Origin of the sequence: Tenacibaculum sp. MEBiC06402, from assembly GCF_049239625.1 — a bacterium.
GTDB lineage: Bacteria > Bacteroidota > Bacteroidia > Flavobacteriales > Flavobacteriaceae > Polaribacter.
In genome coordinates this window covers 198,196-210,200 of the sequence record NZ_JBMKKT010000105.1, presented here as the reverse complement: position 1 = coordinate 210,200, position 12,005 = coordinate 198,196, and the positions used below count along the sequence as shown (strand labels likewise).

The following is a 12,005-nucleotide window of genomic DNA, read 5'->3' as shown; positions in this document are numbered from 1 at the left end:
ATAACTGATAACTGATAACTGATAACTGATAATTGTCCGGAATTTATATACACATACCGTTTTGTAAGCAAGCCTGTTATTATTGCGATTTTCATTTTTCCACTTCTTTGAAGAGAAAAGATGATATGATGGAAGCTTTGATTTCAGAACTTGAATTAAGAAAAGATGAATTCAATAATGAAGAAGTAGCTACAATTTATTTTGGAGGAGGAACACCAAGTGTTTTGTCTTCAGAGGAAATTAAATTGTTGATTGATACTGTACATCAAAATTATAGAGTAATTCAAAATCCTGAGATTACCTTAGAGGCAAATCCTGATGATTTATCTGAAGAGAAAATTATTGAGTTATCAAATTCACCTGTAAATCGATTAAGTATTGGAATTCAATCGTTTTTTGAAAAAGACTTGAAACTGATGAATCGAGCTCATAATTCAGAAGAAGCAAAAAAATGTCTGTCTCTAGCGACTCGCTACTTTGATAATATTTCTATAGATTTAATCTACGGTATTCCGAATACAACAAATGATGAATGGCGAGAAAATATTGAAACAGCTTTGTCTTTTGGAGTTCCGCATATTTCAAGTTATGCGCTAACTGTAGAGCCAAAAACGGCGCTTCAAAGTTTTATTGAAAAAGGAATTATCGATGATGTAAATGACGAGTTAGCACAGGAACAGTTTTTAATTTTAGTAGATGAGCTTGATAAAGCAGAGTTTGTTCATTACGAACTTTCTAATTTTGGAAAAGAGAATTTCTTTAGTGAAAATAATTCGGCTTATTGGCAAGGGAAAAAATATTTAGGTATTGGTCCGTCGGCACACTCATTCAACGGAAAAGAACGCAGTTGGAATATTGCGAATAATGCCATTTATATCAAGAAAATAGAAGAGAAAGAATTGCCTAGTGAAATAGAAGAACTATCTGTTACAGATCGTTATAATGAATATGTTATGACAGGTTTACGAACTGTTTGGGGAGTAGATTTCAAAAAGGTAGAACAAGAATTCGGAATCAAATATGCACAGTATTTGAAGATGCAATCGGAGAAATTTATTCTTCAAGATTTATTGTATATTGAAAACGATACGTTGAAAACCACTAGAAAAGGAAAGTTTTTAACTGACGGAATTGCTTCCGATTTATTCATCCTGAACTTGATTCAGGATCCCAACAAAACTTGATTTATTCTGAACTAGATTCAGAATCGTGAGAGAACTAGTCTATAACTTTTCTTCACAAAAGTATTTTTCCAAAGTTTAATTTTTAGATTAAGAATTGTAGAATTCAGTTTAAATCACGATTTTGCTAAAAAAAAAGCTATGAAACAAGGATACGTTTATCTTCTTTCGAATAAGAGAAGAACACTTTTGTATATTGGGGCCACGAAAGATTTAAAAGCTAGAATATCATTACATAGAAAAGGGAAAGGGGCTCTGTTTACTAAGAAATATAAAGTACATGATTTATTGTATTTTGAAGAGTTTAAAGAATATGAAGAAGCATTTGTTAGAGAAAAACAGCTCAAAAATTGGAGAAAAGAATGGAAATGGAACTTAATAAAAACTAAAAATCCTGAATTAAGCTCATTAAATTTAGATGAGATTTATAAGGATACTTTATCCTAAATCAAGTTTAGGATGAAACAAGTTCAGTATAAATGATTGCAGAAATAAAACACAACTCAAAGAAATATAAAATTGATTTAAGCAAACCAATTGATATTTCGATTCCTATTGATATTCAAACTCAAAATGTAAATGCCTGGTATTTAGATGATCCTAAAATATTTCCAGAGCAATTTGATGAGCAAATCATTAGTGTTTCTGAAGGAGCTGCAGTCAATTTTAATAGTATTCAGTTCAATCCACATTCTCATATTACACATACAGAATGTGTTGGCCATATCACCAAAGAAGTACACTCTGTAAATAAGAATTTATCACAGTTTTTCTTTTTTGCAGAAGTAGTTACAGTTGCTCCAGAATCGAAAGATGGAGATGAGGTGATATCAAAAAAGCAATTACAACTTGCTTTAGGAAATAAAAAAAGAGATGCAATTGTGATTAGAACACTTCCTAATGGAAACGATAAAAAAGGAAGGCGATATTCAAATACCAATCCGCCATATGTATTAGAAGAAGCGGCGGTTTATTTAAGAGAAAAAGGAATACAACACTTACTTATCGATTTACCTTCTGTAGATAAAGAAAAAGACGATGGATTATTATTATCGCATAATGCGTTTTGGAATACCAAAGGTGAAATAAGATTAGATGCTACCATTACAGAATTTATTTATGTTCCTAATACTGTAAAAGATGGTACGTACATTTTAAACTTGATGATAGCACCATTTGAAAATGATGCTACACCAAGTAAGCCTGTTTTGTATTCAATTGATTAATAATTTAATCTAACCAATTGTTTTCTTTTAAATTTTGTAAAGTAGTATTCATAATTTCATTTAGTTTACTTCTATACTTATTGAATAATCCAATGAAGATGATGTCTTTTTCAGGAATACTAATAAGAAATGCTGTGAATCCTCCCTGAGATCCTGTATGGTAAATTACATTTGTGTCTAATGAAGGCGTTTTTTCAGAAACAAATCTTCTGTCCCCAGTAAACCAACTGTAACCAATATTAGGAGGAATTGTATCCGACCAATTTTTAGGATAATAAGGCTTTCTAGACTCTTCGGTTAATTCTTTACTTAAAAAAGTGTTTTTTCGAATTGCTTCTTCGTATTTAGCCAACTCTAATACAGAACTCCATATACCACCATTACCAGAAGCAGCAAAAGTTGGTACTTCTCCATAATCAATTTCAATATAATTCCCATTATCATCTTTATAGTAACTGTGCGCAACCCCAGTTTCAGGATGAGGTCCGTCAGTAATTTTGCTATTTTTCATTCCAGAAGGTTTGAAAATATTTTCTTTGATAAAGTCTTGCCATTTTTTTTCTGCTAAACCTTCAATAATTAAAGCTAATCCATTATATGAAGGATTAGAATATTGATATCGTTCTCCAGATTCAAAATTCAAACTATCAGCTCGTTTTATAGGTTCAAAATTGGCGGTATCTTTAGCCGTTATAAAGAATTCATAATTGTCTTTTATATTTCTTAAATCAGGAAGTCCTGATGTATGAGATAGCATATGTTTGATTTTGACTTTTTGAGCGATTTCTTTGTTTTCAAAATCTTTAAAGTATTTATAAATACTATCTTCTATAGATAATTTCCCTTGTTCTTGAAGTATTAATATTCCGTTAGAGACAAAAGTTTTGGAAATAGAACCTGTATTAAAAATGGTGTTTTCTGTAATTTTTTTACCAGTTTTTATGTCTTCTACACCATAACTTTTCATGAAAACAATTTCATTATTTTTCTTTAGTAATACCGATCCCCCAGGTTCATTCATTTTAAATGTGTTGGAAAGGATACTATCCAATTGTTTAGTGACATTCTCATTTTTAGAACTTGAATTTTTACTGGAACAAGAAAAAATAGCTAAAAGCGAGATAGTAATTAAGAGCTTTTTCATAGTGTAATCTGGTTTAGAGTTAAATATTGCTTTGCAATTTAATTAAAAAAATAGTCAAATAACTGTTGTTCTGTTTAAGCGTTTAAAACAATAGAATTTTGTGACTTAAATTAAAAATAAGCGTCTTAAATTATATTAGAAAGATTATCTTTAACTTATGGAATTATTGTTTTTAGGATTGGCATTCGGAGCGGTGGTGTCGTATTTTATTTTTTCGAAATTTAATACTGTTAGAACGAAAGGTTTAGCTCAAAGTCAGTCAGTTATGCTTTTAGATAAAATAAAAAAAGTAACAAAGTTAATTACTGTTGAAGGAGAGTTTGCTGAGATCTATCATCATGAAGATAAGCAGAATAAGCTTTTAGGATTAGTATCTAGCAAGAAGAAAGCTATTATTTTAATAAACGCAAAAACTCATATTGGTTTTGATTTTAGAAAAATTAAAATGGAAGCTGATACGAAGAATAAAACAATCAAATTATCTAATTTTCCAGAACCAGAAGTACTTTCTATTGAACCAAATATTCGATTTTATGACATACAAGATGGTTTTTTAAATAAGTTTTCATCGGAAGATTTAACACAAGTAAATCAGGCAGCAAAAGAGCATGTACTTCAAAAAATTCCAGAGAGTAATTTAATGCAAGCAGCAAATCATGAAGCCTTAGAAGCAATTGCTTTAATGAAGAACTTAATTGAAACTATTGGTTGGGAATTAGACTATTCTTCTTTAGAATTACCAAGTGGAAATATAAAACTACTCGAATAAAATGCACGTTGAACAGTTAAGAGATTATTGTATCGCAAAGAAAGGAGTTACGGAACATTTTCCTTTTGATCAAGTAACTTTAGTATTTAAAGTGATGGGTAAAATGTTTGCTTTAACTGGTTTAGATCGATGGGAAAAAGGAGAAGAAAAAATCAATTTAAAATGTGATCCTGAGAAGTCTGAGGAACTAAGAGCTGAATACGAAAGTATAAATCCTGGGTTCCATATGAATAAAAAACACTGGAACACAATTACTTTAAATTTAGATGTTCCAGACAGTCTTGTTAGAGAATTAATAGATCATTCTTATGATTTAGTCGTAAAAGGATTGACCAAAAAATTGAAGGAAGAATTAAAATCACTTTAAATTTTATCCAAAAAAAACTAATATGGATATAATTTCTTCTTTAGTGCAAAAAATAGATCAACAAAATCTTTGGGAAAAAGAGGTAACATTAAAACGAAATGAATATTTAAAAGTAAAAGGAACGATTGATACTAATCTCTATTATGTGAAAAGCGGGAGCCTACGAATCTTTTTATTAGAAGAAGAGGAGGAACAAACAATTAGATTTGGTTATAAAAATAATTTAATAGCCGCTTTAGATTCCTTTTTAAATGACCAACCTTCAGATTTCTATATTCAAGCATTAAAACAAACAATAGTAAAGCAACTTTCTAAAAAAGAGTATTTGAATTTTATAGAATCTTCTCCAGAGAATAAGGAAATTTGGAATGAAATTTTAAAAAATTTTGTACTACAACAAATGGAAAGGGAAAGAGATATTTTAACAATATCTCCGCTAGAAAGATATCGTAGAGTTTTAAAAAGAAGCCCGCAACTATTTCAAGAAATACCAAATAAATATATAGCTTCTTATTTAAGAATGACTCCAGAAACATTGTCAAGGATTAAAAAATCTTAATTTCAATCAATGTTTTATATGCATTATAGTTAGAGATTTGTAATAAAAAAACATGGAGTTAACATCAGCACAATTATTAAATGACTTGCGTATAATTACAGAAAGAAATCTGAAATTTATAGAAGACTTTAAAAATGAATCCTTAGATAATTTAAACTGGAGAAAAAGTTCTGAAAGCTGGAGCGTTCTTGAGTGTATAGAACATCTCAATAGATATGGTGATTTTTATTTACCTGAAATAAGTAATAAAATAAAAAAATCAAAGCATAAAAGCTCAAGAGTTTTTAAAAGTAATTGGTTGGGCAGGTATTTTAGTAATGCGGTTTCATATAAAGAAGATTTAAATAGTATGAAAACTTTTAAATCGATGAATCCATTACATTCAAACCTAAATAAAGAAACTCTTGAAAAATTCATCGATCAGCAACATCAACTTTTCGATTTATTAGATAAATCTAAGACAGTAAATTTGGATAAAACGAAAACGGCTATCTCTATTTCTAAATTAATTAAGTTGAAATTGGGAGATACATTTAGAGTTTTAATTTACCATAATGAAAGACATGTACAACAGGCGAAGAAAGTTTTAGAGTTGTGTCTTAATAACAATTAAAGACTCTGTAAAACTTCATTTCTGTATTTCAAAGGTGTGGTTTCTTTTATTGCTAAAAACTTTCTATTAAAATTAGACAGACTATTATAGCCGCATTTGTAGGCGATTTCCTTAACTGAGGTTTCTTTGTTTGATACCAATAATTTACAAGCATTTTCTACTCGGAGCTCATTCAAAAAAGTAAAATAAGTTTTATTCGTTCGTTGTTTAAAGTATCTACAGAACGCGTTTTTGGTCATGTTGGCTTTCTCAGCGATGGCATCTAAACTGATTTCAGACTCAAAGTTATTCATAGTATAACTCATAATCGTTTGCATTCTTTTTCCACTATCATCACTAAGTTTTTTCTTCGCAATAAACTCGGCAAGAGGCAATGTTTCAATAGAGTTTAATTGTTTGATAATTTCAAAAAAACTAATAAATCGTTCAAGATTAGAAGCCTTTTGTAATTGTAAAAAATTCGGAACCAAATTGTCCGAGTTTAGTACTTTAAAACCATTGGATGCATTTTCAAAGAAATGATTCAATTCTTTAAAATCATCCAACTCGAAAAAATCAGATCCGAATGAATGCTCAGTAAAAAATAACGAGATCATAAATGAGTCAGACTTATCCTCATCTCCATCACTTTTAAATACATGCGGTAAGTTGCTCCCGATTACAAATACATCATTTTCAGAGTATCTATGGATAGTATCACCTACAACTAAAGTGCCTTTACCATGTACAATACATGAAATCTGAATTTCTTCATGTTCATGAAAATTACCGTAGAAAATAGGTGTTCTATCTTCTTGATAAATTACACCTAAATTTTTTGGTTTTGGTATTTTAAATGGTAACGCTTTCATGTATTGTTATAGATAATTTGAGAATAAATTTAGCATATATTATTCATTTAATTATTATTTGAATTAAAAATGGGTAATTTAGTGCTATTTTGAGTTAATAATTACAATTCAATTCTATTGTATTGCGAATACATTTGCTAAAAAACTGATACTACATATTAGAAATTTAATAGTAATCGTCAATCTGAACTTGTTTCAGATTCTCACTATCAGTTGTTCTTATAAATATTATAATCGAAATAACTATCATTAAAATAAAGTAATAATGGCAATAGAATGGAAAGGAGTTATGCCAGCCGTAACTACCAAATTTACATCAGAAGATAAACTTGATGTATCAACTTTTGAATTAAATATAAACGCACAGTTGGATGCTGGTGTTCATGGAATTGTACTTGGAGGAACTTTAGGAGAAGCGAGTACATTATCAGATGAAGAGAAAAGAGAGTTAACAAAAACAACTGTTCAAATAGTAGATAGTAAGGTTCCTGTGTTGATTAATATTGCTGAGCAAACTACTAAAAATGCGGTTTTAGCCGCTCAAAAGGCAGAAGAAGACGGAGCTAAAGGTTTAATGATGTTACCTCCAATGCGATATAAAGCAGATGGTAGAGAAACTGTTGAATATTTTAAAACTGTAGCCAATAATACTTCTTTGCCAATTATGGTTTATAACAATCCTGTTGATTATGGAATAGAAGTAACATTAGATATGTTTGATGAGTTATTAAAGTGTCAAAATATTGAAGCTGTTAAAGAATCAACAAGAGATATTTCAAATGTAACTCGTATTAAAAACCAATTTGGAGATCGTTTAAAGATAATGACTGGTGTTGACACCTTAGCTTTAGAGAGTTTATTGATGGGAGCGGATGGTTGGATTGCAGGATTAGTTTGTGCGTTCCCTAGAGAAACAGTAGCAATTTACGAATTACAGAAAGCGGGAAGAATTCAAGAAGCATTAGAAATTTACAGATGGTTTTTGCCATTGCTAGAGTTAGATATAAATTCTAAATTAGTTCAGAATATAAAACTAGCCGAAGTCGCTACAGGAATTGGAACTGAAAATGTTAGAGCTCCAAGACTACCATTAGTAGGAGAAGAACGAGAGCGAGTTTTATCAATTATTGAAAAAGGTTTACAAAACAGACCAACACTACCAAATTATAAAAGCTTGTAAAAAATGATTACTGGAAAAAATTATATTGGAAATCAATTATCATCTGAAGGAGATATTACATTTAAAACATTTAATCCCGAATTGAATGTGTCAATTCAGAATAATTTCTCGCAAGCCACTGCAGAAGAAATTGAAAATGCTGTAGCTAAAGCAACTGAAGCATTTGATGTGTATAAACATTTTTCGGGAACGAAAAAGGCTATTTTTTTAAGAGCTATTGCAGATGAAATTGAGGCTTTGGATGAGAAGTTGATAAATGTGTATTGTTCAGAAACAGGTTTACCGGCAGGAAGAGCTGCTGGAGAGCGTGGAAGAACTGTTTTTCAATTACGTTCTTTTGCCGATTTAGTAGAAGAAGGATCTTGGGTAGAAGCTTCTATAGATACAGGAATTCCAGATAGAACTCCGGCTCCAAAACCAGATTTACGAAAAATGAATATTCCTTTAGGTCCTGTAGTTGTATTTGGAGCAAGTAATTTTCCATTGGCGTATTCAACAGCAGGTGGAGATACAGCTGCAGCTTTAGCCGCAGGTTGTCCAGTAATTGTAAAATCACACCCGATGCATGCAGGAACAGGCGAGTTAATCGCTTCTGCAATTATTAAAGCAGCGGAAAAAACAGGAATGCCTAATGGAGTTTTCTCGAATATCAATTCTAAAGATTATGACGCCGGGCAACAATTAGTAAGTCATCCAAAAGTAAAAGCAGTTGGATTTACAGGAAGTATTAAAGGAGGAAGAGCTTTATTAGATATTGCAAGTAAAAGAAAAGAACCAATTCCAGTTTTTGCTGAAATGGGAAGTATAAATCCGGTTGTTGTCTTACCAAAAGCATTACAAAATAGAGGAAATGAGATAGCGAATACATATGCTGGATCAATAACATTAGGAACAGGACAATTTTGTACGAATCCTGGTTTGATTTTAGGAATCGCAGGAAAGGAACTGTCTAGTTTTATTAATGAATTAGGATCAAAAATTAAAGAAATAAATCCTTCTTGTATGTTACATCCAAACATTCATGGAGCTTATGAGAAAGGAAAACAACAGGCAATCAATCAAAATGAGGTAACTATTGTAGCAAATCTAGATGGAGAAATTCAAACGAATTATGCTTCTCAAGTAGTTACAACAGTTTCTGGAAAAACATTTTTAGAGAATTCAACCTTACATCATGAAGTATTCGGTCCGTTTTCAATTGTGGTTGCTTGCGAGAACTTGGAAGAACTGGAAGAAATCATTGCTGGTTTGGAAGGTCAGTTAACGGGAACTATCATTTCAGATGATGACGAAATTTCGAATTATTCTGAGTTAGTTGCGAAAATGCAAAACAGAGTAGGACGATTAATTTTTAATGGAGTTCCAACAGGAGTTGAGGTTTGTCCTTCGATGGTTCATGGTGGTCCATATCCAGCTTCAACGGATAGTCGTTTTACAGCAGTTGGAGTCAATTCTATCAAACGTTGGGTACGTCCATTTAGTTTTCAAAATTGGCCAAATTCTTTATTACCTGATGAGCTAAAAGATGAAAACCCATTACAGATTACACGATTAGTAAACGGAGAACTCAATAAATCGTAAGAATATGAGATCAGTTTTTACTTGTATTGATGGACATACGTGTGGAAATCCTGTTCGAGTTGTAAAACATGGCGGTCCAGAATTGGTTGGAAATTCCATGAGCGAAAAACGTCAACACTTTTTAAAAGAATTTGATTGGATTCGTAAAGGATTAATGTTTGAACCTCGTGGACATGATATGATGAGTGGTTCGATTTTATATCCTCCGCAAAATCCTGAGAACGATTTTGGTATTTTATTTATTGAAACTTCAGGTTGTTTGCCAATGTGTGGACATGGAACTATTGGAACTATAACCATTGGTGTTGAAGAAGGATTAATTCAACCTAAAACTCCTGGAGTCATTAAAATGGAAGCTCCAGCAGGATTGGTGGAAATAGAATATCAGCAAACTGGAGAAAAAGTAGATTGGGTTCGTTTAACAAATGTGAAAAGTTATTTAGCAGCTGAGAACTTAACGATTGATTGTCCGGAATTGGGAGAAATTAGTTTTGATGTGGCTTACGGTGGAAATTTTTATGCAATCGTAGATCCGCAGAAAAACTTTGCAGGAATTCAAGAGTTTACAGCTTCCAAAATAATTCAATATTCACAAGAAGTACGAGCTAGGATCAATGAAAAATACCCAAATCAATTTATTCATCCAGAAAATGATACGATTAGAGATGTTTCTCATATGTTATGGACAGGAACTCCAATCGATGAAAATTCATCTGGAAGAAATGCAGTGTTTTATGGAGATAAAGCAATAGACAGAAGTCCGTGTGGAACAGGAACTTCAGCTAGAATTGCTCAGTTACATGCTAAAGGAAAATTAGCAGTGGGTGAGGAGTTTATTCACGAAAGTTTTATTGGAAGTAAATTCATAGGAAGAGTAAAAGAAGAAACAACTTTAGCGGGAAAAAATGCAATTATTCCAAGCATTCAAGGTTGGGCAAAAGTATATGGATATAACACGATAATTATTGACGATGAAGATGATCCATATGCACATGGATTTCAAGTGATATAATATGAGTAAGAAAATAGTAATAATTGGAGGAGGAATAATAGGCTTATGTACAGCTTATTATTTACAAAAAGAGGCGCACGAAGTTATTATAATAGATAAATCAGGCTTTACTTCGGGTGCTTCTTATGTAAACGCGGGTTTAATTACACCAAGTCATATTATTTCATTGGCTGCTCCAGGAATCATTACCAAAGGAATTAAATGGATGTTCAATTCTTCTAGTCCGTTTTATGTAAAACCTAGGTTGAATTATGATTTTTTACAATGGTCGTGGTTGTTTAAAAAATCAGCAACGCATCAGAAAGTAGCCGATTCCATTCCTGTTATTAGAGATATTAATGTGTTGAGCAGATCTTTATATGAGGAAATGAAAGCTGAAAAAGAGTTTGATTTCTTTCATCAACATAAAGGTTTATTGATGTTGTATAAAACTGATAAAGCTGGAGAGGAAGAATGGGAAGTTGGGCAAAAAGCTATAGAATGTGGCTTAAAAGTGGCTAATTTGTCACAAGAAGAACTGCGGAAATTAGAGCCTTCTGTAGATTCAGATATTAAAGGAGCGGTACATTATTTATCTGATGCACATATGACTCCAAACGATTTTATGCAACAAATGAAAGCCTATTTGTTAAGTAAAGGAGTCGTTTTTAAATCGGAAACAGAAGTTACAGGTTTCAATGTGAAATCAAACGCTATTCAATCGATAACAACTAAAGATGAAAATATTCATTGTGATGAATTGGTAGTTGCTTCTGGTTCTTGGACACAAAACTTAATGAAAAAATTGAAGATTAATATTCCGGTTCAAGCAGGAAAAGGTTACCGAATAGATGTTCAAAATGAAACTCAAATTACAATTCCTTCCATTTTATTAGAAGCAAAAGTAGCGGTTACACCAATGGATGGATTTACTCGATTTGCAGGAACCATGGAAATAGGAGGAATCAATCATCAAATTAACCCGAAAAGAGTGAACGCTATTGCTAATGCGGCTTCTGATTATTATTCAAACTTAAGTATTTCCAACGAGGCAAAGCAAAATGCAGCTTGTGGATTACGACCTTGTTCACCGGACGGTTTACCTTATATAGGACGAGTTTCTGGATATAAAAATCTCACTGTTGCTGCAGGTCATGCGATGATGGGCTGGAGTTTAGGTCCGGCGACAGGGAAATTGATAACTGAGGTTATTTCTAATCAAAAAACTAGTATGGATATTTCACCTTTTTCTGTGGAAAGATTCAAATAATAAGTCTCTGAGTAAGTCTTGGTTTCAACGATTGTAAAACGAAAAAAAATGGAAAACCTACCATTAAAGATAGGTTTTAGCTATTATGTTGTTGCAATAAGTTGTTCCTTATATCTCGCTTTTTGAACTTCTTCTCTTCTTTTTACAGAAGGTTTAGTGTATTGCTTTCGATCTCTTAGCTCTTGTTGAATCTTTGTATTTCGATACTTTCTTTTGTATCTTTTTAAGGCTCTATCTATTTTTTCGCCTTCCTTCACTTTAATTATTAGCATA

Annotated in this window: 14 protein-coding genes; 11 read left to right on the top strand and 3 right to left on the bottom strand. The window is 31.7% G+C overall.

From position 1 onward, the window contains the following. The first annotated feature begins 32 nt into the window (after nt 1-32). The 3 genes from hemW (at nt 33) to ACOSP6_RS16780 (ending at nt 2,407) form a co-directional block, all read left to right on the top strand. Nucleotides 33-1,184 (top strand): radical SAM family heme chaperone HemW, encoded by a 1,152-nt coding sequence (gene hemW, locus ACOSP6_RS16790; protein ID WP_422095310.1) that lies wholly within the window; start codon nt 33-35, stop codon nt 1,182-1,184. A gap of 138 nt (nt 1,185-1,322) precedes the next feature. Beyond that, entirely contained in the window at nt 1,323-1,628 is a 306-nt protein-coding gene (locus tag ACOSP6_RS16785) for a GIY-YIG nuclease family protein (protein WP_422095311.1), read from the top strand. A gap of 32 nt (nt 1,629-1,660) precedes the next feature. Then, nucleotides 1,661-2,407: a cyclase family protein gene (locus ACOSP6_RS16780; protein WP_422095312.1), complete on the top strand. Its 747-nt coding sequence runs from the start codon at nt 1,661-1,663 to the stop codon at nt 2,405-2,407. 4 nt (nt 2,408-2,411) lie between these two features. Here the strand turns inward: ACOSP6_RS16780 and ACOSP6_RS16775 are convergent, their stop codons facing one another. Next, nucleotides 2,412-3,551, bottom strand: a complete 1,140-nt coding sequence (locus ACOSP6_RS16775) for a serine hydrolase domain-containing protein (protein WP_422095313.1) — start codon at nt 3,549-3,551, stop codon at nt 2,412-2,414. 157 nt (nt 3,552-3,708) lie between these two features. Here ACOSP6_RS16775 and ACOSP6_RS16770 point away from each other — a divergent pair, with 157 nt between their 5' ends. Genes ACOSP6_RS16770 through ACOSP6_RS16755 form a run of 4 tightly spaced genes read left to right on the top strand, consistent with a single transcriptional unit; the run spans nt 3,709 to nt 5,859 of the window. Beyond that, a complete protein-coding gene (locus ACOSP6_RS16770) occupies nt 3,709-4,320 on the top strand; it encodes a DUF4230 domain-containing protein (protein WP_422095314.1) in 612 nt (203 codons plus the stop codon). 1 nt (nt 4,321) lies between these two features. After that, complete coding sequence (locus tag ACOSP6_RS16765) at nt 4,322-4,687, top strand: MmcQ/YjbR family DNA-binding protein (RefSeq protein ID WP_422095315.1); 366 nt, start codon at nt 4,322-4,324, stop codon at nt 4,685-4,687. A 22-nt stretch (nt 4,688-4,709) separates the two neighbouring features. Continuing rightward, complete coding sequence (locus tag ACOSP6_RS16760; protein ID WP_422095316.1) at nt 4,710-5,246, top strand: Crp/Fnr family transcriptional regulator; 537 nt, start codon at nt 4,710-4,712, stop codon at nt 5,244-5,246. Nucleotides 5,247-5,298: 52 nt separating this feature from the next. After that, nucleotides 5,299-5,859: a DinB family protein gene (locus ACOSP6_RS16755; RefSeq protein ID WP_422095317.1), complete on the top strand. Its 561-nt coding sequence runs from the start codon at nt 5,299-5,301 to the stop codon at nt 5,857-5,859. Here the strand turns inward: ACOSP6_RS16755 and ACOSP6_RS16750 are convergent. Then, complete coding sequence (locus ACOSP6_RS16750) at nt 5,856-6,710, bottom strand: AraC family transcriptional regulator (RefSeq protein WP_422095318.1); 855 nt, start codon at nt 6,708-6,710, stop codon at nt 5,856-5,858. The genes ACOSP6_RS16755 and ACOSP6_RS16750 overlap by 4 nt on opposite strands. Nucleotides 6,711-6,975: 265 nt before the next feature. Between ACOSP6_RS16750 and ACOSP6_RS16745 the strand changes: the two genes are divergently transcribed. Genes ACOSP6_RS16745 through ACOSP6_RS16730 form a run of 4 tightly spaced genes read left to right on the top strand, consistent with a single transcriptional unit; the run spans nt 6,976 to nt 11,732 of the window. Next, on the top strand, nt 6,976-7,890 hold the full coding sequence (locus tag ACOSP6_RS16745) for a dihydrodipicolinate synthase family protein (protein WP_422095319.1): 915 nt from the start codon (nt 6,976-6,978) through the stop codon (nt 7,888-7,890). Between the two features lie 3 nt (nt 7,891-7,893). After that, nucleotides 7,894-9,471 carry an aldehyde dehydrogenase (NADP(+)) gene (locus ACOSP6_RS16740; RefSeq protein ID WP_422095320.1) on the top strand — a complete coding sequence of 526 codons (1,578 nt, stop codon included), beginning with the start codon at nt 7,894-7,896 and terminating at the stop codon, nt 9,469-9,471. A 4-nt stretch (nt 9,472-9,475) separates the two neighbouring features. Then, nucleotides 9,476-10,483: a 4-hydroxyproline epimerase gene (locus tag ACOSP6_RS16735; protein ID WP_422095321.1), complete on the top strand. Its 1,008-nt coding sequence runs from the start codon at nt 9,476-9,478 to the stop codon at nt 10,481-10,483. A 1-nt stretch (nt 10,484) separates the two neighbouring features. Next, nucleotides 10,485-11,732: an NAD(P)/FAD-dependent oxidoreductase gene (locus ACOSP6_RS16730; RefSeq protein WP_422095322.1), complete on the top strand. Its 1,248-nt coding sequence runs from the start codon at nt 10,485-10,487 to the stop codon at nt 11,730-11,732. Between the two features lie 83 nt (nt 11,733-11,815). Here the strand turns inward: ACOSP6_RS16730 and rpsU are convergent, their stop codons facing one another. Continuing rightward, a complete protein-coding gene (rpsU, locus tag ACOSP6_RS16725; RefSeq protein ID WP_422095323.1) occupies nt 11,816-12,004 on the bottom strand; it encodes a 30S ribosomal protein S21 in 189 nt (62 codons plus the stop codon). Nucleotide 12,005 lies beyond the last annotated feature (1 nt).

What these genes read in the sequence shown, in the direction of transcription:
- ACOSP6_RS16785 (WP_422095311.1), top strand. Translation starts at nt 1,323, where the DNA reads ATGAAACAAGGATACGTTTATCTTCTTTCGAATAAGAGAAGAACACTT.
- ACOSP6_RS16780 (WP_422095312.1), top strand. Translation starts at nt 1,661, where the DNA reads ATGATTGCAGAAATAAAACACAACTCAAAGAAATATAAAATTGATTTA.
- ACOSP6_RS16775 (WP_422095313.1), bottom strand. Translation starts at nt 3,551, where the DNA reads ATGAAAAAGCTCTTAATTACTATCTCGCTTTTAGCTATTTTTTCTTGT.
- ACOSP6_RS16770 (WP_422095314.1), top strand. Translation starts at nt 3,709, where the DNA reads ATGGAATTATTGTTTTTAGGATTGGCATTCGGAGCGGTGGTGTCGTAT.
- ACOSP6_RS16765 (WP_422095315.1), top strand. Translation starts at nt 4,322, where the DNA reads ATGCACGTTGAACAGTTAAGAGATTATTGTATCGCAAAGAAAGGAGTT.
- ACOSP6_RS16760 (WP_422095316.1), top strand. Translation starts at nt 4,710, where the DNA reads ATGGATATAATTTCTTCTTTAGTGCAAAAAATAGATCAACAAAATCTT.
- ACOSP6_RS16755 (WP_422095317.1), top strand. Translation starts at nt 5,299, where the DNA reads ATGGAGTTAACATCAGCACAATTATTAAATGACTTGCGTATAATTACA.
- ACOSP6_RS16750 (WP_422095318.1), bottom strand. Translation starts at nt 6,710, where the DNA reads ATGAAAGCGTTACCATTTAAAATACCAAAACCAAAAAATTTAGGTGTA.
- ACOSP6_RS16745 (WP_422095319.1), top strand. Translation starts at nt 6,976, where the DNA reads ATGGCAATAGAATGGAAAGGAGTTATGCCAGCCGTAACTACCAAATTT.
- ACOSP6_RS16740 (WP_422095320.1), top strand. Translation starts at nt 7,894, where the DNA reads ATGATTACTGGAAAAAATTATATTGGAAATCAATTATCATCTGAAGGA.
- ACOSP6_RS16735 (WP_422095321.1), top strand. Translation starts at nt 9,476, where the DNA reads ATGAGATCAGTTTTTACTTGTATTGATGGACATACGTGTGGAAATCCT.
- ACOSP6_RS16730 (WP_422095322.1), top strand. Translation starts at nt 10,485, where the DNA reads ATGAGTAAGAAAATAGTAATAATTGGAGGAGGAATAATAGGCTTATGT.
- rpsU (WP_422095323.1), bottom strand. Translation starts at nt 12,004, where the DNA reads ATGCTAATAATTAAAGTGAAGGAAGGCGAAAAAATAGATAGAGCCTTA.